We start from the raw sequence: 21335 nt of genomic DNA on the forward strand, positions 1-21335 counted from the left end.
GAGCGGGCCCGCGCCGGGAACCGCGGGGCCTCCGGCATAAGTGCTCATCCGGTGAGCACTTCAGGGCGGAGAATGGGGTCATGCGAGCTGATCGACTGGTGGCCGCGCTGCTGCTCATGCAGGCGCGTGGCCGGGTGACCGCCGCCGAGCTGGCAGAGAAGCTGGAGGTGTCCGTGGCCACCGCGCGGCGCGACCTCGAAGCGCTGTCCTCCGCCGGCATCCCCGTCTACCCGCAGCCGGGGCGCGGCGGCGGCTGGTCGTTGCTGGGCGGCGCCCGTACCGACCTGACCGGGCTCACCTCGCACGAGGCCCAGGCGCTGTTCCTGCTCGCCGGACCGGCCGCGCCCGACGCGCCCGAGCTCAGGTCCGCGCTGCGCAAGCTGCTGCGGGCGCTGCCCCAGACGTTCAGGGAGGAGGCCGAGGCCGCGGCCGGCGCGGTGGTCGTCGATCCCGCCCGCTGGGGCGAGCCGGAGAAGGAGCGGCCCGAGCTGGTACGCGCCCTGCAACGCGCCACCGTGCGGCGGCGCCGGGTCAGGCTCGGGTACGCGGGACGCCGCGCCGGTGAGCGCACCGAGCGGCTGGTCGAGCCCTGGGGGCTGGTGGACAAGGACGACGTCTGGTACCTGCTGGCCGGGACCGAGCACGGGCAGCGCACGTTCCGCGTCGACCGGATCGTCGCGGCCGAGGTGACGGAGGAGGAGTTCGAGCGGCCGGACGACTTCGAGCTGTCGCGGGCCTGGTCGGGGGTCGTCGAGGAGATGGAGCGGCGGCGCTCCACCGTCTCCGCGACCGTGCTGATCTCCGCCCGGCTCCTGCCCATCCTGCGCGACCACTTCGGGCGGCACTGCGAGACTTTGGGGGAGACGGGGGACGGGCGGGTCCGGGCCCGGGTGGCCGCGCCGATGGCGCTGACGATCGCCGAGCAGCTCGCCGGGTGGGGCGCGCGGGTGGAGGTCGAGGAGCCCGACGAGGTCCGGGCCGAGCTGGCCAGGATCGGCGCCGAGCTCGTCGAGCGCTACGCGTAGTCAGGGCATGGTCGAGGACAGGGCCGCGTGTTCCCAGCGGATCTGCTCCCACGCCTGCTCCACGTGCCGCCGCTCCGTCGCCGCGGCCCCGACGGCCAGCCGCAGCACCACCCGGCCGGCGATCCTCGTGTGCGTCAGGTACATCGACCCGCTCGCGTTGAGCAGCTCCATCAGCCCCAGCGTGGCCCGGTCCGCCTCCGCCGCGTCGTCCAGGGCCGGCCACAGGGGGCGGAAGCACACCAGCCCCAGCGGGTGCGGCTCGTGCAGTTCGAACCCCGGGTCCGCGGCGATCCAGCCCGCCAGCTCCGCCGCCAGCTCGACGCCCTTGCGGATGTGCGCCCGCAGCCCCTCGGCCCCGTACCAGCGGATCACCGACCACAGCTTCAGCGCCCTGAACCGGCGGCCCAGCGGCACCTGCCAGTCCCGGTAGTCCACGACGGAGCCGGTCGAGGTGGCGGTGTTCCTGAGGTACTCGGGCAGGATCGACAGCGCGCCCAGGAGCGGGCCGCGGTCGGCCGTCCAGAGCACGCCGCAGTCGAAGTTGGTCAGCAGCCATTTGTGCGGGTTCGTCGCGTACGAGTCCGCGTACTCGGCCACGCCGTCGTTCAGCCACCGGAACTCGGGACAGATCGCCGCGACCCCGGCGTAGGCGGCGTCCACGTGCAGCCAGACCCCGCGCTCCCCGCACACCTCACCGATGGCGGGCACCGGATCGACGGCCGTGGTGGAGGTGGTGCCGACGGTGGCGCAGACCATCGCGGGCACGGCCCCCGCCGCCGCGTCCTCGGCCAGCAGCCGGCGCAGGTGGGACGGGTCCATGGCCAGCGTGCGCGGGTCCACGTCCACCACCCGCACGCCGGCCGCGCCCAGGCCGGCGATCCGCGCCGCCTTCTCCAGCGAGGAGTGCGTCTGCGACGTCACGTACAGCGTGTAACGCCGGTCGATGCCCTCGGCCGCGACCCGCCCGCCGCTCGCCCGGTGCAGCGCCGCCAGCAGCGCGACCAGGCAGGCGCTCGACGCCGAGTCCTGGATGACCCCGCCGCCCGCCGCGTCGGTGCGGAAGCGCTCCGGCAGCCCGATCAGCTCGGCCAGCCAGTCGACCACCACTGTCTCCAGCTCCGTGCACGCCGGGCTGGTCACCCACAACATGCCCTGCACGCCCAGCCCGCCGGCCAGCAGATCGCCCAGGACGGCCGGGCCGCTGGCGTTGGAGGGGAAGTAGGCGAAGAAGCCCGGGTGCTGCCAGTGCGTGATGCCGGGCAGCAGGATCCGCCCCAGATCCGACAGCACGCTCTCGAACGGCTCCCCGCGCTCGGGCGCGGACGCCGGCAGGGCACGCCGGATCTCACCCGGCTTGACCTGGGACATCACGGGGTGGGACTCGATGCCGGCGAGGTAGTCCGCGATCCAGTCGATGACCTGCTTGCCGTGGCGGCGGAACTCCTCAGGGGTCATGTGAGGGCTCATCCGACCACTCTGCCGCCGCGGCAGCGGTTGGGGAAGTGGACGGGCCGGAGGCTTTCGCCCCCGGCCCGTTCTATCTCAAGCGGTCTGGCGACCGCCGAGTGTCAGTAGTGGTAGCGCCGGTGACGCTTGCCGCCGATGGCCTTGCTGAGGTGGATGCCGCCGGGCAGGTGCACGGACACGTAGCGGCGGCCGTCGGGGGTGGTCGAGACGTGGAAGCGCCGATTGCCGAAGCTGTGACCGACGCCGTGCCGTGACAGGTTGATCCGGAACGGCCCCACTTTGATTGACTTGCGGTAGTGCCAGCCCATGCCCCTCCTCCGCCATCGTGCGCTCAAGAGGAAGAACGCGCGGGGCGGCTGCGCGGTTCCCGGCCCGCCAAAGTGCTCGCCAGGGCTTCGAGCGCGCGGGGGAAGGCCCGGTCCGAGGGGGCGGCGTACCCGATGAGCAGGCCGTCACGTCCCTCGCCGTGCCAGAGGGGGGAGGCGGGGCGCAGGGCGATGCCGGCCCGCTCGCACGCGGCCAGGACCTCCGCCTCCGGCGGGGCGCCCGGGGGGAGCAGGAGGAGGGCGCGCAGGCCGGCGGCGACGCCGGGCAGGGCCGCGCCCGGCAGCACGGCGGACAGGCGGGCGCGCAGCCGCTCGCGGCGGTGGCGGTAACGCAGGCGGGCGGCGCGGATGTGGCGGTCGTAGTCGTGGGTCTCGATCAGCCTGGCCAGCACGAGCTGGCCGAGCACCTCGGTGTGGGCGTCGGCGTGCCGCTTGGCCTCGGTGACGGGGCCGATCAGCGCGGGCGGCACCGCCATCCAGCCCAGGCGCTTGGCCGGGCCGAGGGACTCCGACGTGGTGCCGCAGTACACGACCTGCTCCGGAGCCGTGCCCTGGAACGCCCCGACGGGCCGGCGGTCGTAGCGGAACTCCCCGTCGTAGTCGTCCTCGACGACCAGCCCGCCCCACTCGCGCAGTGCCAGGCGGCGGGACGGGTGCAGCGGCACGCCCATGGGGTACTGGTGGGCGGGCGTGACGACCGCGGCGGCCACCCCGGGCGTGAGGGTGCCGGTCCGCGCGCCCAGCCCGTCCACCGGCAGCGGCACGACCTCGCGCCCGGCCCGTCGCACCACCTCGCGGTAGAAGTCGTGACCGGGGTCCTCCATGGCGAACGGGCCGCCGGTGACGGTGGCGAGCAGGTTGATCGCCTGGACGAAGCCCGTGGTGACGACGATCAGGTCGGGCGTGGTGAGCACGCCGCGGGTCCTGGCGAGGTAGGCGGCGAGCGCGGTACGCAGCTCGATCCGGCCGCGCGGGTCGCAGGGGCCGAAGACGGCGGCGGGCGCGGTGGCCAGCACGTGCCGGGTGGCCCGCAACCAGGCGCGGGCGGGGAAGGCGGACACGTCCGGCTGCCCCGGCCGCAGGTCGTGCACCGGCACGGACTCCTCCGGCCGCAGGCCGTGCACCGGCGCGGCATCGGCGGGGAACGCGCCTGGCGGCATCCCCGGAGCGGACGGAGCGGCGGCGACCTCCGTGCCCGAGCCGGGGCGCGTGGCCAGGTATCCCTCCGCGACGAGCTGGTCGTACGCCGCGCTCACCGTGCCCCGCGACAACCGCAGCTCGGCGGCCAGCGCGCGGCTGGAGGGCAGCCGGGTGCCGCGCGGGAGCCGCCCTTCCCTGACCGCCTGCCGCAGCGCCTCCTCCAGCGCCCGCCGCCGCCCGCCCCGGGCGGAGAGCTCCAGATGCAGGTCCACCCCGGAACCGGCCCAATCTTCGCGCACGGCACCGGACCTTACCTCCGGTCCGGTGCCCGGGTTTACGGTGGATGAGCAGCCCGAACCAGGAAGGGAACGAGAGCCACATGATCGTGATCGCTCACCTGAGCGACATCCACATCGGCGCCACCCCCGAGAGCGCCGCCCGCGCCGCCGCCGTCATGCGCTACCTCGACACGATCCCCGGCGACCTGGACGCGGTGCTCGTCACGGGCGACATCGCCGACCACGGGGCGCGGGAGGAGTACGAGACGGCCGCCAAGCTGCTCGCCTCGCGGCACCCCGTCCTGGTGGGCCCGGGCAACCACGACGTCAGGCGGGAGTTCCGCCGCTCCCTGCTGGGCCAGGAGCCGGCGGACGGCCCGATCAACCAGGTCCTGCGCACCAGCCGCGCGGTCTACGCGATGTGCGACTCCTCCATCCCGGGCAGGGACGAGGGGCATCTGGACGACGAGACGATCGCCTGGCTGGAAGGCGTGCTGGACGGCAACACGGACCTGCCGGTGTTCGTGGCCTTCCACCATCCGCCGGTGAAGCTGCACGGCCCGCCGTGCGACGGGATCAGGATGCACGAGACGGCGCGGCTGGAGGGACTGCTCGCGGGCCGCGGCAACGTGCCCGCCGTGCTCGCCGGGCACGCCCACACGGCCGCCGCCACCACGTTCGCCGGCAGGCCGCTGCTGGTCGGCGGCGGTGTGGTGTCCACGCTGACGATGCCGTGGGAGGGCGGGACGAGTTTCGCCACCTGCGTCGACTTCTCCCTGCCGCCGCTGATCGCCTTCCACGTGCTCGACGACGAGGGCCGGATGACCACGCACTTCCGCGCGGTCCCGTAAGGGGCGGGCCCAGGCGCCCGCCCCCACGGTGTCATCGTTCGGTGAGCTCGATGAACGTCACCGAGTAGGCGGGGAAGTCGTAGGTGAAGGCCGAGGAGAAGCCGCTCACCTGCCGCCGCACCGGCGCCACGCGGTCCGGGTCGGCGATCGAGTTCGTGTCCGAGGGCGCGCCGGTCAGCGAGGTCACCGTGGCCGCCGGCCGGAACCGGGCGGAGCCGAGGTCCACGCTGCCGCGCACGGCCGTGTCCTGCGCGTTGACGACCTTCAGCGTCACCGACTTCCCGTCCCTGGACACCACCTGGTACAGCGGCTCGACCCGGGAGCTGTCCACGAAGTCGTTGACCTGCTGCCCGTCCAGCCACGTCGTGATCCGGCGCCCGCTGACCCGCACCTTCAGGTGGTAATCGCGGCCCGTCTCGATCGTGGTGGACGAGGTGGCGATCGAGGACTTGCCGCCGTTGACGGCCTTCTCGACGGCGGACTGGGTGTTGTTCCAGCCGCCGACGTTCCACCAGTAGAAGTTGCCGGTGTCACGCACGCCGAACATCACCAGGAAGCCCTCGGCGCCGGCGGTCTTGCGCGCGGTCACCTCGACCGTGTAGTCCGACCAGCCGGCCGAGCCGGCCGTGGACCTGGCGTCCTCGACCTGCGCCGTCTGCGCGTACGCGCCGTCCTGCACCGCCCAGGTGCCGAGGCCCGGGGTCCAGTTGCCGGCACCGGCGGAGAAGTCGTCCGACAGCAGCACGGTCCCGTCGGCCGCGGTGACCTTGACGTCGTCGTAGCGGACCGCGGTGTTCCAGGCCCCGAGGCCGACGGCTCCCTTGATGGCCTCGACGGGCCTGCTCGGGCCCTCGAACCTGCTGGGTACCACGCGCTCGCCCACGTTCGTGGAGAACAGGCGCTGGACGTGGTAGCTCGGCGACCCGTACGCCTGGTCGTTGTCGAACCAGATCAGGTCCGGCGTCCAGTCCACGTAGTCCACGTTGGCCAGCAGCGGCGCGTACGAGGCCAGCTCCACCACGTCGGAGTTGCGTTCCAGCCCGGTCATGTACGACGCCTCGGCCAGCGCGTTGTAGAACGTGTTGCCCCTGGAGGCGTACTCGCCCACGAACACCTTCGGCCCCTGGCGGTCGTAGGCGTCGTAGCGGTGGTTGTTGGCCAGGAACCAGTCGGGGTTGTTGTAGTAGTGCTCGTCGACCAGGTCGGCCCGCTGGTCGCGGGCGAACTGCCACATGCGGTCGAACCAGGCGCCCTGCGACGTCTGCCCCGAGTTACTGATGATCTTGATGTCGGGGTGCTTCGCCCTGATCGCGTCGGCGAACTTCGGGTAGTTGGTGAAGAACTCCGGATAGATCTCCTCGTTCCCGAGCCCGATGTACTCCAGCCCGAACGGCTTCGGATGCCCGAGCTCGGCCCGCTTCTTCCCCCAGGGCGAGGTGACCGGCCCGTTGGCGAACTCGATCAGGTCGAGGGTGTCCTGCACCCACCGGGCCAGCTTGGCCTCGTCGGTCAGCGGCCGGTTCTCGCCGCAGCCGTTCACGCCGACCGACAGCACCGGCAGCGCCTCGGCCCCGAGGTCCTCGGCGAACTGGAAGTACTCGTAGTAGCCGATGCCGTAGCTCTGGTTGTAACCCCAGAAGTTGAAGTTCGCCGGCCGCTCCTCGACCGGGCCGATGGTCTCCTTCCACTGGTAGATGCGGCGCCGGTCGCCGGTCTCGGCGTACGGGTCGTAGGTGCCGACGTTGGTCACGCAGCCGCCGGGGAAGCGCAGGAACCGCGGCTTCAGGCCGGCGATCAGCTCGGCCAGGTCGGCCCGCATGCCGTGCCCCTTGAACGTGTCGCGGGGGAACAGCGAGACCATGTCCAGGTCGGTCCGCCCGGCGGGGGCCTGCACGACGAGCCGGCCCGCGTCGGTGGTGCCCGAGGCGGTGAACGACGCCCGGTACTTGGCCCAGCCGCCCGCCTTGACCCGCACGGTCACCTTGCCGAGCACGGTCGTGCCGTCCTCGGCGGTGACCGTGAGCTGGCCCGCCTCGGCGCGCCTGGCCCACACGGAGAAGTCGTAACGCTTGCCCTCGACGAGCGGCAGGCCGCGGTTGAACCCGGCGTTGCGCACGCCCGCCGTGCCCTCGCCCGTCACGTCGAGCCGCAGGTAGTTGCGGTTGTTGACGTTCAGCGGGTCCTCGCCGGTGACGACGGGCGCGACGGTGGCGCCGCGCTCGTCCTCGCTCCACGCGGTCAGGCCCGTGTAGGAGGGCTCGTCGACGGGGTTGAACTCGAACGAGCGGTTCTGCACCAGCTCGGCGTAGAGCCCGCCGTCGGCGGCGTGGTTGATGTCCTCGTAGAAGACGCCGTACAGGTTCGGGCTGACCTCGGTGCCCTTGGCCCCGGTGTCCACGGTCAGCTCGCCCGAGGTGTAACCCTCGACCCGGAACCTGGTCGCGTCCGTGCCCATGACGAGCTTGCCGGCGCTGACGGCCAGGCTCCGCCCGCCGGAGGAGAGCGTGACCTTGCCGCCGCCCGCGTCCTTGAGCTGGAAGGGCGAGGGCTGCGTGCCCAGCCGGACGGGTGTGGTGGCCTGGAGGTACTTGCCGCTCTCGATGTCCTTGAGCGCGCCGCCGGGTTCGGCGGTGAGGACCAGACCCGTCATGGGCGCCCTGGCCGAGGCCCGCACGACGCCCGAGCGGTCGGCCGACAGGTACGGCGCCGCCGCCGCGCGCAGCGTGAACGGCCCTTCCGGCACCACGGCCGCCCCCTCGGCCGCCTTGATCGCGAAGTAGTCGAAGTCCGCCCGCATGGACGTGCCGTTCTGCGCCGACAGCCCGAAGAGCCCGACCTGCCCGACCTTCAGGTCGGCGGTCATCCTGGCCGCCTGGACCCAGGCCGTGCCGTCCCAGTAGGAGGAGGTGAACTCGGCACCGGTCCTGGTCAGCTTGACGATCTCGGCGGTGGAGCCGGGCCTGGCCGCGAAGGCCGAGGTGAAGGCCGCGCCGACCTCGGTGGCCGTCTCGATCACCGGGCCGCCGGCGGACCCGACGTGGGCCAGGCCGGCGCGCACGTAGTTGTCCCAGTCCTGCCAGGCCAGCAGGCCCGCGCTCTGGTAGTCGAGCGTGACGGGGGCGCTGAGCTTGGTGACCACCTCGAAGTCGCCGTCGGGGACGTCCACGAGGAAGAGGTTCCTGGCGTTGTTGGTGGCCTGGTGGGTGTCGCCGGTCAGGGTGTCCAGGCGCAGGGCGCTGCCCGACAGGCTCCAGCGGGAGTCGTCCGGCGAGAGCACCGTCCAGTTCTCCCCGAGGGTGGTGCCGTCGAACTGGTCCACGACGGCGCCTTCGGGGAGGGGGTCCGCCGCTTCGGCGGCGGCGGGTGCCGTCAGCAAACCGGCTAAGAGCAGGGCGGACAAGGCGATTCGCAACATGAGCTGGGGGGCTCCTCAGGTGTTGTTAGCGTTAACAAGGGAGTGAGCGTTAACAACTGCGAACGGCGACAACGTAAGGAGTGCTCAGGGCGCACGTCAAGGCCCAGCCGTGTAACCCGACCGTAATGCGGCGGCCTATTGACGACACGTCTTGTTAGCGTTCACAGTCGGGGCCAAGCCAGGAAAGGAGCACGGCTGTGGGATCCACCCTGGGGCGCCGCCTGCCGGTCATGGCCGACGTGGCCAGGGAGGCCGGCGTGTCGCATCAGACGGTCTCCCGCGTGCTCAACGACCATCCGAACGTGCGCAGCGAGACCCGTACGCGGGTGCTCGAGGCGATCGACAAGCTCGGCTACCGCCGCAACCTCGTCGCCCGCGCCCTGGTCACCAAGCACTCCAGAACACTCGGAGTGGTCAGCTTCGACACCACGCTGTACGGCCCGGCCAGCACCGTCTACGGCATCGAGCAGGCGGCCAGGGCGGCCGGCTACTTCGTCAGCATCGTCAGCCTCAAGTCGATCGACAAGGCCGGCGTGCGCGATGCCCTCGACTACCTGGCCGACCAGGGCGTGGACGGCATCGTGGTGGTCGCGCCGCAGCGCTCGGCCGCCCAGGCGCTGGCCGACCTGCCGCTCGGCGTGCCCACCGTCGCCGTCGAGGGCGGGCAGGCGGGCGACGTGTCCGTGGTCTGCGTCGACCAGGTCGCGGGAGGCAGGCTCGCCACCGAGCACCTGCTGTCGCTGGGGCACGAGACGGTCTGGCACGTCAGCGGGCCGTCCGACTGGCTGGAGGCCGAAGGGCGCGTGGCCGGGTGGCGGGCCGCGCTGGAGGAGGCGGGCCGCGAGGCCCCGCGACCGCTGGCCGGTGACTGGAGCCCGCGCTCGGGATACGAGGCGGGGCGCAGCCTGGCGAGCATGAGGAACGTGACCGCGGTCTTCGTCGCCAACGACCAGATGGCGCTCGGCGTGCTGCGGGCGTTCACCGAGCAGGGGGTGAGAGTGCCCGAGCGGGTGAGCGTGGTCGGTTTCGACGACATCCCCGAGTCGGAGTTCTTCTCGCCGCCGCTCACGACCATCAGGCAGGACTTCGACGCGGTGGGCAGGCACAGCATCGAGGTGCTCGTACGGCAGCTCGAAGGTGGTCCGCAGGAGCGGGAGCGGCTCGTGGTGCCGCCCACGTTCGTGCCCAGGGTCAGCACGGCCCGGGTCTAGAGCCGTACGGGAAGGCAGGACGCGCTGGCGCCCGGCTGGGGTTGTTAGCGTTCACATGAGAAGGGAACCCCCCACGTGTTCAAGAGGATCTCGGCGTTATTGCTCGCCGGTCTCACCGCGATGGCGGTGGCTTCGTGCGGCAGCAGCGGCGGCGGCACCACCAGCGCAGGTACGGACGGCGGCGCCGACTCGATCACCATGGGCTTCTCCCAGGTCGGCGCGGAGAGCGGCTGGCGGACCGCGAACACCAAGTCCGTGCAGGACTCGGCGAAGAACGCGGGCATCACGCTCAAGTTCTCCGACGCCCAGCAGAAGCAGGAGAACCAGATCAAGGCCATCCGCTCCTACATCCAGCAGAAGGTGGACGTGATCGCCTTCTCGCCGGTGGTGGAGTCGGGCTGGGACACGGTGCTGAAGGAGGCGCAGAACGCGAAGATCCCGGTCATCCTGACCGACCGCGCGGTCGACTCCAAGGACACCTCGCTCTACAAGACCTTCCTCGGCTCGGACTTCGTGGAGGAGGGCAAGAAGGCCGGCCAGTGGCTGGTGGAGGAGTACAAGGACACCAAGGACCCGGTGAACATCGTCGAGTTGCAGGGCACGACGGGCTCGGCGCCGGCCAACGACCGCAAGGCGGGTTTCGCCGAGGTCATCCAGGCCGACCCGAAGTTCAAGATCGTCGCCTCGCAGACCGGTGACTTCACGCGGGCCAAGGGCAAGGAGGTCATGGAGGCCTTCCTGAAGTCGACCCCGGACATCGACGTGCTGTACGCGCACAACGACGACATGGGGCTGGGCGCGATCGAGGCCATCGAGGGCGCGGGCAAGGTGCCGGGCAAGGACATCAAGATCATCACCGTGGACGCGGTGAAGGACGGTATGCAGGCGCTGGCCGACGGGAAGATCAACTTCATCGTGGAGTGCTCGCCGCTGCTCGGCCCGCAGCTGATGGACCTGGCCAAGAAGGTCGTCAAGGGCGAGCAGGTGCCCGCCCGGGTGGTGACCGAGGAGACCACGTTCACGCAGGAGCAGGCCAAGCAGGTCCTGTCCACCCGCCAGTACTGAGCTGCCGCTGGACGCGGAGCCGGCACAGGCGTAGGGACGAAGTGAGGCGGCCCGGGACACACGCCGGGCCGCCCTCTCAGGAAGGAAGGCGGATGGCCGTACCCACGCCGGTCCTGACGATGACCGGGATCGGCAAGCAGTTTCCGGGGGTGAAAGCCCTGGACGGAGTGGACCTGCGGCTGCTGCCCGGCGAGGTGCACGCGCTGATGGGAGAGAACGGCGCGGGCAAGTCCACGCTGATCAAGGTGCTCACCGGCGTGCACACCGCCGACGCGGGCACCATCGAGCTGAACGGCGAACAGGTCGCGTTCGGCAGCCCCCTGGAGGCGCAGCACGCCGGGATCAGCACGGTCTACCAGGAGGTCAACCTCTGCACGAACCTGTCGGTGGCCGAGAACATCCTGCTCGGCCGCGAGCCACGCCGGCTCGGCCGCATCCACTGGAAGCGCATGCGGGCCAGGGCCGGCGAGCTGCTGTCGCGGCTGGAGCTGAGCCTGGACGTGTCGGCGCCGCTGTCGTCGTACTCGCTGGCCATCCAGCAGATGGTGGCCATCGCCCGGGCGATCGACATCGACGCCAGGGTGCTGATCCTCGACGAGCCCACCTCCAGCCTGGACGCCGACGAGGTCGAGCAGCTCTTCAGGGTGATGAGGCGGCTGAAGGAGGAGGGCATCGCGATCCTGTTCGTCTCCCACTTCCTCGACCAGATCTACGAGATCTCCGACCGGATGACCATCCTGCGCAACGGGCGGCTCGTCGGGGAGTACCTGACGCGGGAGCTGCCGCAGGTCGAGCTGGTCGCCAAGATGATCGGCCAGGAGCTGGCCGTGCTGGAGCGGCTGCACGGCGAGGCCAAGGTGTTCGACCGCCCGCTGGTCGAGGCGCGCGGGCTGGGCCGGGCCGGGGCGATCGAGCCGTTCAGCATGACCATCCACGAGGGCGAGGTCGTGGGCCTGGCGGGGCTGCTCGGCTCGGGGCGTACGGAGGTCGCCCGGCTGCTGTTCGGCGCCGACCACGCGAGCACGGGCGAGATCGTGGTCGGCGGGTCGCCGCAGTCGTTACGCACGCCGCGCGCGGCCATGGCGCAGAAGATCGCGTTCTGCTCGGAGAACCGCAAGGCCGACGGGCTCATCCCCGACCTCACCGTGCGCGAGAACATCATCCTGGCCCTCCAGGCCACCAGGGGCTGGACCAGGCCCGTGCCGCGCGAGCAGCAGGACGACCTGGTCGCCAGGTACGTCAAGGCCCTGAAGATCAGCCCGCCCAACCCCGAGCACCTGGTGCGCAACCTCAGCGGCGGCAACCAGCAGAAGGTGGTCCTGGCCAGGTGGCTGATCCTGGAGCCCCGGCTGCTCATCCTGGACGAGCCCACCCGGGGCATCGACGTCGGGGCCAAGACGGAGATCCAGCGCCTGGTGGCCGAGCTGTCGGACGGCGGGATGGCGGTGCTGTTCATCTCCGCCGAGCTGGAGGAGGTGCTGCGGCTCAGCCACAAGGTGCAGGTGCTGCGGGACCGGCGGCTGGTGGCCGAGCTGCCGAATGACGAGGCGCTCACGACCGACGTGCTGATGGAGACCATCGCGAGCGGAGGGCGGGCCTGATGAGACGTCTGTTGTGGCCGCTGGTCATCCTGGCCCTGCTGCTGGCGCTGAACGTGTTCTTCACGCCCAGCTTCTTCTCGATCGAGGTCAAGGACGGCCACCTGTACGGCAGCCTGATCGACATCCTGCGCTTCGGCGCCCCGCTGATCCTGGTCTCGCTCGGCATGACGCTGGTCATCGCGACCGGCGGCATCGACCTGTCGGTCGGCTCGGTGGTGGCGATCTCGGGGGCGCTGGCCTGCCTGCAGATCAGCCAGGACGCGAGCGTGTTCACCGCCGTGGCCCTGGCGCTGGGGCTCTGCCTGGTGCTGGGGGCCTGGAACGGGTTCCTGGTCGCGGGCATCGGCATCCAGCCGATCATCGCCACGCTCATCCTCATGGTGGCCGGGCGCGGCCTGGCCCAGCTCATCACCGACGGGCAGATCATCACGGTCAACAGCCCGGCGTACAAGGTGATCGGCGGCGGCTACTGGCTGACCGTGCCGTTCGGCATCCTCATCGTGCTCGGGGTGCTGGCGATCAGCCTGTTCCTGACCAGGAGGCTGGCGCTGGGCATGCTGATCGAGTCGGTCGGCAGCAACGCCGAGGCGAGCAGGCTGGCGGGGATCAGGGCACGCGGGATCATCGTCATGGTCTACGCGTTCGCCGCCCTGTGCGCGGGCGTCGCCGGCCTGATGATCAGCTCCAACGTCTCCAGCGCCGACGGCAACAACGCGGGCCTGTGGATCGAGCTGGACGCCATCCTGGCCGTGGTGATCGGCGGAACGTCGCTGGCGGGCGGCCGGTTCTCGCTCGGCGGCACCGTGCTGGGCGCGCTCATCATCCAGACGCTGACCACGACGATCTACTCGATCGGGGTGCCGCCGGAGACGACGCTGCTGTTCAAGGCGCTGGTCGTGACCGCGGTCTGCCTCATCCAGTCCCCGTCGTTCCGCGCGAAGGTGTTCGGCGGGCGGGGGCGGGCGGCGCCTCCCAGCCCTGCCCCCGAGGAGAAGGTGAGGGTGACCGCGTGACCACGCTGACGGTGGGCCGGGCCTCGGTCCCGGCCAAGTACCTGCCCGTCCTGGTGACCGGGTGCCTGCTGGCGGCCATGTTCGTGGCCGGTGGGGTCCGCTACGAGGGGTTCGCCAGCGGGCAGGTGATCCTGAACGTCTTCATCGACAACGCCTTCCTGCTGGTGGTGGCGGTCGGGATGACGTTCGTGATCCTCACCGGGGGCATCGACCTGTCGGTGGGGTCGGTGGTGGCGCTGTCGACGATGATCTCGGCCAGCCTCATGGCGGGGCCGGGGTGGCCGCCGTACCTGGTGGTGCCGCTGGTGCTGGCCATCGGGTCGGGGCTGGGCCTGGTGATGGGGTACATCGTGCACGCCTTCGACATCCAGCCGTTCATCGTGACGCTGGCGGGCATGTTCCTGGCGCGGGGGCTGTGTTACACGATCGGGACCGACTCGATCCCGATCGAGGACGCCACGTTCACGGCCTTCGCGCAGACCAGGATCGACCTGTTCGCCGACCTGTGGATCTCACCGAGCGTGATCATCGCGGTGGTGGTCGTGGTGGTGGCGGCGTACGTGCTGCACTACACCCGCTTCGGCCGCTCGGTCTACGCGACGGGGGGCAGCGAGCAGTCGGCGCTGCTCATGGGCCTGCCCGTGGGGCGGACGAAGATCACCGTCTACACGATCAGCGGGTTCTGCTCGGCGCTGGGCGGCGTGCTGCTGTCGTTCTACATGCTCTCCGGCTACGGCCTGCACGCGGTGGGCATGGAGCTGGACGCGATCGCCGCGGTGGTCATCGGCGGGACGCTGCTGACCGGCGGTAGCGGCTTCCTGCTGGGGACCGTTCTCGGGGTGCTCGTGCTGGGACTGATCCAGACGATCATCAGTTTCGAAGGGACCCTGTCGTCCTGGTGGACCAAGATCTTCATCGGAATGTTGCTCTTCGTCTTCATCCTGCTGCAGCGCCTGTTCTCGGCGCGCTCAGGCCGCTGACCTGCGCGAAAGTTACCTGAAAGTTTCTGTGAGGTTATGTCCGAGCGTTGACATAGACTTTGTTAGCGATAACAATCAGCGGAAACGAGTGCGAACTTTGCTCTGATTCGTCACGTTCTGTGATCGAATCCCCTCACTTATCACCGGCAGCCGCCGCGTCCTGCGTCTGCCGCGACCCCCATGGAAAGGGATGCTCATGAGGTTGGGACGGATCGGGGGCGTGGTGTCCGCCATCGCGCTCGCCGCGACCATGACGGCCTGTGGCTCGAGCACGAAAACGGTCGACCAGGAGGCCTCCGCCTCCGCGGGCGCCGGTAACGCGGGCGCGCTGATCGGCGTCACCATGCCCACCAAGTCCTCCGAGCGCTGGATCCACGACGGCGACAACGTCAAGCAGCAGCTCGAGAAGCTCGGCTACAAGGTCGACCTCCAGTACGCCGAGAACGACATCCCGACGCAGGCCAACCAGATCGAGAACCAGATCACCAAGGGAGCCAAGCTCCTGATCGTCGCCTCGATCGACGGCACGGCGATCACCTCGCAGCTCCAGCAGGCCGCCGACGCCAAGATCCCGGTCATCGCCTACGACCGGCTGATCCGTAACAGCCCCAACGTCGACTACTACGCCACCTTCGACAACTTCAAGGTCGGCGTGCAGCAGGCGACCTCGCTGCTGAAGGGCCTGGGTGTCGAGGACGGCAAGAAGGGCCCGTTCAACGTCGAGCTGTTCGGCGGCTCGCCCGACGACAACAACGCCACGTTCTTCTGGAACGGCGCCATGTCGGTGCTCCAGCCGAAGATCGACGACGGCACCCTGGTGATCAAGAGCGGCCAGACCGACTTCAAGCAGGCCGCCATCCTGCGGTGGGACCCCGCCACGGCGCAGAAGCGCATGGAGGACATCATCACCAAGACCTACACGGGTAGCACCAAGGTCGACGGCGTGCTGTCCCCGTACGACGGTCTGTCGATCGGCATCCTCTCGGCGCTGAAGAGCTCCGGCTACAGCAAGCCGTACCCGATCGTGACCGGCCAGGACGCCGAGCTCCAGTCGGTGAAGTCCATCGTGGCCGACGAGCAGTACTCCACCATCTTCAAGGACACCCGCAAGCTCGCCGAGCAGACGGTGAAGATGGCCGACGCCGTGCTCAAGGGCCAGCAGCCCGAGGTGAACAACACCAAGGACTACGACAACGGCAACAAGGTCGTGCCCTCGTACCTGCTCGACCCGGTGATCGTCGACAAGTCCAACTACAAGGAAGTCATCGTCGGCGGCAACTACTACACCGAGGACCAGCTCAAGTAGGGGTTCAGCCCCGGGGACGCCGCTCCCCGGGGCTTTTCCTGAGCGAGGGGATATGACCGAGCACATCTTGCGGATGAGCGGGATCACCAAGACGTTCCCCGGCGTCAAGGCGCTGCAGGACGTCAACCTGTCGGTCCGGCAGGGCGAGATCCACGCCATCTGCGGCGAGAACGGCGCCGGCAAGTCGACGCTGATGAAGGTGCTGTCCGGGGTCTACCCGCACGGCGACTACGAGGGCGAGATCTTCTTCGAGGGCGAGCGCTGCCAGTTCGGCGGCATCCGCGACAGCGAGCACGCCGGCATCGTCATCATCCACCAGGAGCTGGCGCTCAGCCCTCAGCTGTCGATCGCGGAGAACATCTTCCTCGGCAACGAGCGCGCCAAGCGCGGGTTCATCGACTGGAACCGCACCAACTACGAGGCCGCCGAGCTGATGAAGCGGGTCGGCCTGCGCGAGAACCCGACGACGCCCATCTCCGACATCGGCGTGGGCAAGCAGCAGCTCGTCGAGATCGCCAAGGCCCTGTCGAAGAGGGTGAAGCTGCTCATCCTCGACGAGCCGACCGCGGCGCTCAACGACGACGACTCCGCCCACCTGCTGGACCTGCTGCGCGGGCTGCGCGACGAGGGCATCACGTGCGTGATCATCTCGCACAAGCTCAACGAGGTGACCGCGATCGCCGACTCCGTCACGATCATCCGTGACGGCCGCACGATCGAGACGCTCGACATGGTCACCGACCACGTCACCGAGGACCGCATCATCGCCGGCATGGTCGGCCGCGCCCTCGACAACCGCTACCCGCCGCACGAGCCGACGATCGGCGAGGAGGCGCTGCGCATCGAGGACTGGACGGTCTACAGCCCCACCCAGCCGGACCGGAAGGTCGTGCACGGGGCCGCGCTCATGCTGCGGCGCGGGGAGATCGTCGGGCTGGCGGGGCTGATGGGCGCCGGGCGTACGGAGCTGGCGATGAGCCTGTTCGGGCGCACGTACGGCGTGCACATCTCCGGCAAGATCTTCAAGGACGGCAAGCCGATCGAGATCCGCAACGTGCAGGACGCGATCAACCACGGCATCGCCTACGCCTCCGAGGACCGCAAGCGGTACGGGCTCAACCTCATCCAGGACATCAAGACCAACATCAGCGCCGCCGGGCTCAAGGGCCTGGCCAAGCGCGGCTGGGTGAACGACAACGAGGAGTACCGGGTCGCCGAGGAGTTCCACAAGAGCATGAACATCAAGGCCCCGAGCGTCAACAGCGTCGTGGGCCAGCTCAGTGGCGGCAACCAGCAGAAGGTCGTGCTGTCCAAGTGGATCATGACCGAGCCGGACGTGCTCATCCTCGACGAGCCGACCCGCGGCATCGACGTCGGCGCCAAGTACGAGATCTACACGATCATCAACCGCCTCGCCGACGAGGGCAAGGCCGTGCTGGTGATCTCCAGTGAGTTGCCTGAGCTGCTCGGCCTGTGCGACCGCATCTACACACTCTCCGAAGGTCGCATCACCGGCGAGGTTCCCCGCCAGGAGGCCACCCAGGAAAGCCTCATGCACCTCATGACCAAGGGACAGGAGTAGCTCTGATGAGCGAGCGAAGCGAGCGAACAATCGAACACAGCCAGCTGCTGCCCATGCGCCCTGTGAAGGTGGGCGCATGAGCAGCATCACGCCCGCCGACGTGAAGGTCGGCGCCAAGGGCGACGGCGGAGCGCCACGGCAGCCGGGCCGGGTGTCGTTCGGCGGAGTCTCGCTCAACCTGCGATCCAGCGGCATCTACATCGCCTTCGCGGCGATCATCCTGCTGTTCTCGGTCCTGACCGACGGCGCGCTGCTCACACCGCAGAACATCTCGAACATCATCGTCCAGAACTCCTACGTCCTGATCCTCGCGATCGGGATGATCCTGATCATCATCGCCGGGCACATCGACCTGTCGGTCGGCTCGGTGGTGGCGGTCACGGGAGCGCTGGCGGCGGTGCTCATGGTGAACATGGGCTGGCCATGGCCGCTGGCCCTGCTGGCCACGCTGGTGGCCGGCGCGCTCATCGGAGCCTGGCAGGGGTACTGGATCGCCTACTTCGGCATCCCCGCCTTCATCGTGACCCTGGCCGGCATGCTGCTGTTCCGGGCGCTGACGCTGACCGTCCTGGGCAACCAGGGCATCGGCCCGTTCCCGGATCAGGTCCGGACGATGGCCAACGGCTTCACCGACGGCTACCTCGGCAACATCGGCCTCGGCCCGCTCGGCGGCGCCGACCTGTTCAGCCTGCTGATCGGCGTCGTCGCGATCGCCGGCATGTTCACCGCCCAGCTGCGCACCAGGAACGCCCGCAAGGGTTACGGCCAGTCGGTCGAGCCGATGGCGCTGTTCTGGCTGAAGATGGTCGCCGGCGCGGCGATCATCATGTTCCTGGTCGTCCAGCTCGCCCGGTTCAAGAACCTCCCGTGGGTGCTGGTCCTGCTGGCAATCCTCGTGCTGGCCTACTCGATGATGGCCAACCGCACGGTCTTCGGCCGGCAGATCTACGCGATCGGCGGCAACCTGCAGGCGGCGATCATGTCCGGCGTGAAGGTCAAGTCGGTCGTGTTCTGGATCTTCGTGAACATGGGCGTGCTGTCGGCCATCGCCGGCATCATCTTCGCCGGCCGCCTCAACCAGGCCGGGCCCACCGCCGGTAACAGCTTCGAGCTGGACGCCATCGCGGCGGCCTTCATCGGCGGCGCGGCCGTGCAGGGCGGCGTCGGCAAGGTCGTCGGCGCCATCACCGGTGGTCTGATCATGGCAGTGATCAACAACGGCATGTCCCTGATCGGCTCGCCCAGCGAGCGGGTCCTCCTCGTCAAGGGCATCGTGCTCCTGGCGGCCGTCGCGTTCGACGTCTGGACCAAGCGCCGGGCAGGGGCCTCCGCTAAGTAAGATCCTCAGAGCCCAGCGAAAAGGAGAGACCGTTGACGACAGCCAGGCGTCGCCTGCCGGTCATGGCCGACGTGGCCAAGGAGGCGGGCGTGTCGCACCAGACGGTCTCCCGGGTGCTCAACGACCACCCGAACGTCCGGGCCGACACCCGCGCCCGGGTGGAGGCGGCGATCACCCGGCTGGGCTACCGGCGCAACCTCGTGGCCCGCGCCCTGGTCACCAAACGCTCGAGGACCCTCGGCGTGGTGAGCTTCGACACCACGCTGTACGGTCCCGCCAGCACCATCTACGGCATCGAGCAGGCGGCCAGGACCGCGGGTTACTTCGTCAGCATCGTCAGCCTGAAGTCGATCGACGCCGACAACGTGCGCGACGCCATCGACTACCTGGCCGAGCAGGGCGTGGACGGCGTCGTGGTGGTCGCCCCGCAGCGCTCCGCCGGGCTCGCGCTGGAGAGCCTGCCCTCGGGCCTGCCCGCGGTGGCGGTCGAGGGCACCCACCGGGCCGACGTGTCGGTCGTGTGCATCGACCAGATCGAGGGCGCCAAGCTGGCCACCCGGCACCTGCTCGACCAGGGGCACGAGACGGTCTGGCACGTCAGCGGCCCGTACGACTGGCTGGAGACCGAGGGCCGGCTCGAAGGCTGGCGGGCCGCGCTGGAGGAGGCGGGCCGGCCGGTGCCCGAACCGCTGGCCGGCGACTGGAGCCCGCGCGCCGGCTACGAGGCGGGCAAGAGCCTGGCCGCGATGGACGGCGTCACGGCCGTGTTCGCCGCCAACGACCAGATGGCGCTGGGCGTGCTGCGCGCCCTGTCGGAGAAGGGCGTGCGAGTGCCCCAGCAGATCAGCGTGGTCGGCTTCGACGACATCCCCGAGTCGGAGTTCTTCTCGCCCCCGCTCACCACGGTCAGGCAGGACTTCGACGTGGTGGGCAGGCACTGCATCGAGGTGCTGCTGCGGCAGATCGACCTCGGCCACGCCGCCTACGAGCGCCTGGTCGTCCGCCCCAGCTTCGTCGTCCGGTCGAGTACGGCGCCTGCCGGATGAGCCCGTCCGGTAGATGATGTGCATGCCCCCGAAAATCCCTGGAGATCAATGTGAGCGCTAACAAATACGTGGTAGGAGTTGACTTCGGCACGCTTTCCGGGCGTGCCGTCGTCGTACGGGTGAGCGACGGCGCCGAGCTGGGCAGCGCCGTCCACGAGTACGAGCACCGCGTCATCGAGCACACCCTCCCGGGCACCGAGGTGCGCCTGGGCCCGGACTGGGCGCTGCAGTCGCCGCAGGACTGGATCGACGTGATGCGGATCGCCGTCCCGCAGGCCATCGCCGCCGCGGGCGTGCCGGCCGCGGAGATCGTCGGCATCGGCACCGACTTCACCGCCTGCACCGTGCTGCCCACCACGGCCGACGGCACCCCGCTCTGCTTCGAGACGCCGCAGGAGCCGCACGCCTGGCCCAAGCTGTGGAAGCACCACGCCGCCCAGCCGCACGCCGACCGGATCAACGAGCTGGCCGCGCGCAGGGGCGAGAGCTGGCTGCCGCGCTACGGCGGCAAGATCTCCTCCGAGTGGGAGTTCGCCAAGGGCCTGCAGGTCCTGGAGGAGGCCCCCGAGGTCTACGCCAGGGCCGAGCGCTGGATCGAGGCCGCCGACTGGATCATCTGGCAGCTCACCGGCGTCGAGAGCCGCAACATCTGCACGGTCGGCTACAAGGGCGTCTTCCAGGACGGCGCCTACCCGTCCGAGGAGTACCTGGCCGAGCTGAACCCGGACTTCGCCGGATTCGTCGGCAAGCTCGCCACCGGCGAGGTCGGTGACAAGGTGGGCGACGTCACGCTGGCGCCGCTGGGCGGCCTGGCCGGCCGCCTGACCGCGCGGGCGGCCGAGTGGACCGGCATCCCCGAGGGCGCCGCCGTGGCCGTCGGCAACGTGGACGCGCACGTGACGGCCGCCGCCGCGGACGCCGTCAGGCCCGGCCAGATGGTGGCCATCATGGGCACCTCCACCTGCCACATCATGCCCAGCGACCAGCTCGCCGAGGTGCCCGGCATGTGCGGCGTCGTCCGCGACGGCATCGTGCCGGGCCTGTGGGGTTACGAGGCGGGCCAGTCGGCGGTCGGCGACATCTTCGCCTGGTTCGTCGAGAACTTCGGCACCGACGGGCACGAGCGCCTGACCGAGCTGGCCGAGAAGCAGGCCGTGGGCCAGCACGGGCTGGTCGCGCTGGACTGGTTCGGCGGCAACCGCTCGGTGCTGGTGGACCACAACCTCTCCGGCGTGATCATCGGCCAGACCCTGGCCACCAAGCCCGAGGACGTCTACCGCGCGCTCATCGAGTCCACCGCGTTCGGCGCCCGCATGATCGTCGAGACGTTCGAGAAGTCGGGCGTGCCGGTCGAGGAGTTCATCGTCGCCGGCGGCCTGCTGAAGAACCGCTTCCTCATGCAGGTCTACGCCGACGTGCTGCGTCGCCCGCTGTCGATCATCGCATCCGACCAGGGCCCCGCGCTCGGCTCGGCCATCCACGCGGCCGTCGCCGCCGGCGAGTACGCCTCCATCGAGGAGGCCGCCGCGGCCATGGGCAAGCGTACCGAGAACGCGTACGTGCCGGACGAGGCCCGCGCCGACGCCTACGACCGGCTCTACGCCGAGTACCGCAGGCTCCACGACTTCTTCGGAGACGGACAGATGCTGCACGCGCTGCGCGCGATCAGGAACGAGGCACAGGCTTGATG

At 70.0% G+C, this 21335-nt stretch carries 16 protein-coding genes; 12 read left to right on the forward strand and 4 right to left on the reverse strand.

All coding sequences use genetic code 11. The features are described 5' to 3' along the window. Positions 1 to 80: 80 nt before the first annotated feature. Complete coding sequence (locus tag AB0I79_RS05340; protein ID WP_357867243.1) at positions 81 to 1025, forward strand: WYL domain-containing protein; 945 nt, start codon at positions 81 to 83, stop codon at positions 1023 to 1025. Here AB0I79_RS05340 and AB0I79_RS05345 read toward each other — a convergent pair whose 3' ends face one another. From AB0I79_RS05345 to AB0I79_RS05355, 3 genes are all read right to left on the reverse strand, one after another. Beyond that, positions 1026 to 2480 (reverse strand): pyridoxal-dependent decarboxylase, encoded by a 1455-nt coding sequence (locus AB0I79_RS05345; protein WP_357867246.1) that lies wholly within the window; start codon positions 2478 to 2480, stop codon positions 1026 to 1028. A gap of 113 nt (positions 2481 to 2593) precedes the next feature. Then, positions 2594 to 2800: a DUF4236 domain-containing protein gene (locus AB0I79_RS05350; RefSeq protein ID WP_357867248.1), complete on the reverse strand. Its 207-nt coding sequence runs from the start codon at positions 2798 to 2800 to the stop codon at positions 2594 to 2596. A gap of 23 nt (positions 2801 to 2823) precedes the next feature. Continuing rightward, the gene (locus tag AB0I79_RS05355) at positions 2824 to 4257 is read right to left on the reverse strand and encodes a PLP-dependent aminotransferase family protein (protein ID WP_357867251.1); all 1434 of its coding nucleotides are present in this window, start codon (positions 4255 to 4257) and stop codon (positions 2824 to 2826) included. An 80-nt stretch (positions 4258 to 4337) separates the two neighbouring features. Between AB0I79_RS05355 and AB0I79_RS05360 the strand changes: the two genes are divergently transcribed. Further along, positions 4338 to 5087, forward strand: coding sequence for a metallophosphoesterase (locus AB0I79_RS05360; RefSeq protein WP_357867254.1), 750 nt, complete (start codon positions 4338 to 4340; stop codon positions 5085 to 5087). Between the two features lie 31 nt (positions 5088 to 5118). Here AB0I79_RS05360 and AB0I79_RS05365 read toward each other — a convergent pair whose 3' ends face one another. Beyond that, the gene (locus AB0I79_RS05365) at positions 5119 to 8502 is read right to left on the reverse strand and encodes an alpha-L-arabinofuranosidase C-terminal domain-containing protein (RefSeq protein ID WP_357867257.1); all 3384 of its coding nucleotides are present in this window, start codon (positions 8500 to 8502) and stop codon (positions 5119 to 5121) included. A gap of 230 nt (positions 8503 to 8732) precedes the next feature. On the opposite strand from AB0I79_RS05365, the gene AB0I79_RS05370 reads away from it, so the two are divergent. The 10 genes from AB0I79_RS05370 to araB all read left to right on the forward strand — a co-directional run bounded on the left by AB0I79_RS05370 (position 8733) and on the right by araB (position 21333). After that, a complete protein-coding gene (locus tag AB0I79_RS05370) occupies positions 8733 to 9713 on the forward strand; it encodes a LacI family DNA-binding transcriptional regulator (RefSeq protein ID WP_357869604.1) in 981 nt (326 codons plus the stop codon). 75 nt (positions 9714 to 9788) lie between these two features. Further along, positions 9789 to 10778 carry an ABC transporter substrate-binding protein gene (locus AB0I79_RS05375; RefSeq protein ID WP_357867260.1) on the forward strand — a complete coding sequence of 330 codons (990 nt, stop codon included), beginning with the start codon at positions 9789 to 9791 and terminating at the stop codon, positions 10776 to 10778. 92 nt (positions 10779 to 10870) lie between these two features. After that, a complete protein-coding gene (locus AB0I79_RS05380) occupies positions 10871 to 12379 on the forward strand; it encodes a sugar ABC transporter ATP-binding protein (protein WP_357867263.1) in 1509 nt (502 codons plus the stop codon). Then, positions 12379 to 13392, forward strand: a complete 1014-nt coding sequence (locus AB0I79_RS05385) for an ABC transporter permease (protein ID WP_357867266.1) — start codon at positions 12379 to 12381, stop codon at positions 13390 to 13392. Before AB0I79_RS05380 ends, AB0I79_RS05385 begins: the two co-directional genes overlap by 1 nt. After that, the gene (gene yjfF / locus AB0I79_RS05390) at positions 13389 to 14372 is read left to right on the forward strand and encodes a galactofuranose ABC transporter, permease protein YjfF (RefSeq protein ID WP_357867269.1); all 984 of its coding nucleotides are present in this window, start codon (positions 13389 to 13391) and stop codon (positions 14370 to 14372) included. The genes AB0I79_RS05385 and yjfF overlap by 4 nt, the downstream gene beginning before the upstream one ends. 196 nt (positions 14373 to 14568) lie before the next feature. After that, positions 14569 to 15678: a multiple monosaccharide ABC transporter substrate-binding protein gene (gene chvE / locus AB0I79_RS05395; protein WP_357867271.1), complete on the forward strand. Its 1110-nt coding sequence runs from the start codon at positions 14569 to 14571 to the stop codon at positions 15676 to 15678. Positions 15679 to 15730: 52 nt separating this feature from the next. Beyond that, complete coding sequence (gene mmsA, locus AB0I79_RS05400; protein ID WP_357867274.1) at positions 15731 to 17260, forward strand: multiple monosaccharide ABC transporter ATP-binding protein; 1530 nt, start codon at positions 15731 to 15733, stop codon at positions 17258 to 17260. A gap of 76 nt (positions 17261 to 17336) precedes the next feature. After that, positions 17337 to 18599: a multiple monosaccharide ABC transporter permease gene (gene mmsB / locus AB0I79_RS05405; RefSeq protein ID WP_357867277.1), complete on the forward strand. Its 1263-nt coding sequence runs from the start codon at positions 17337 to 17339 to the stop codon at positions 18597 to 18599. 62 nt (positions 18600 to 18661) lie between these two features. Next, positions 18662 to 19645 carry a LacI family DNA-binding transcriptional regulator gene (locus AB0I79_RS05410; protein WP_357869607.1) on the forward strand — a complete coding sequence of 328 codons (984 nt, stop codon included), beginning with the start codon at positions 18662 to 18664 and terminating at the stop codon, positions 19643 to 19645. Positions 19646 to 19713: 68 nt separating this feature from the next. Next, positions 19714 to 21333 carry a ribulokinase gene (araB, locus tag AB0I79_RS05415; RefSeq protein WP_357869610.1) on the forward strand — a complete coding sequence of 540 codons (1620 nt, stop codon included), beginning with the start codon at positions 19714 to 19716 and terminating at the stop codon, positions 21331 to 21333. Positions 21334 to 21335 lie beyond the last annotated feature (2 nt).

It is taken from the genome of Nonomuraea sp. NPDC050202, assembly GCF_040656115.1.
In the GTDB taxonomy this organism is placed as follows: domain Bacteria; phylum Actinomycetota; class Actinomycetes; order Streptosporangiales; family Streptosporangiaceae; genus Nonomuraea.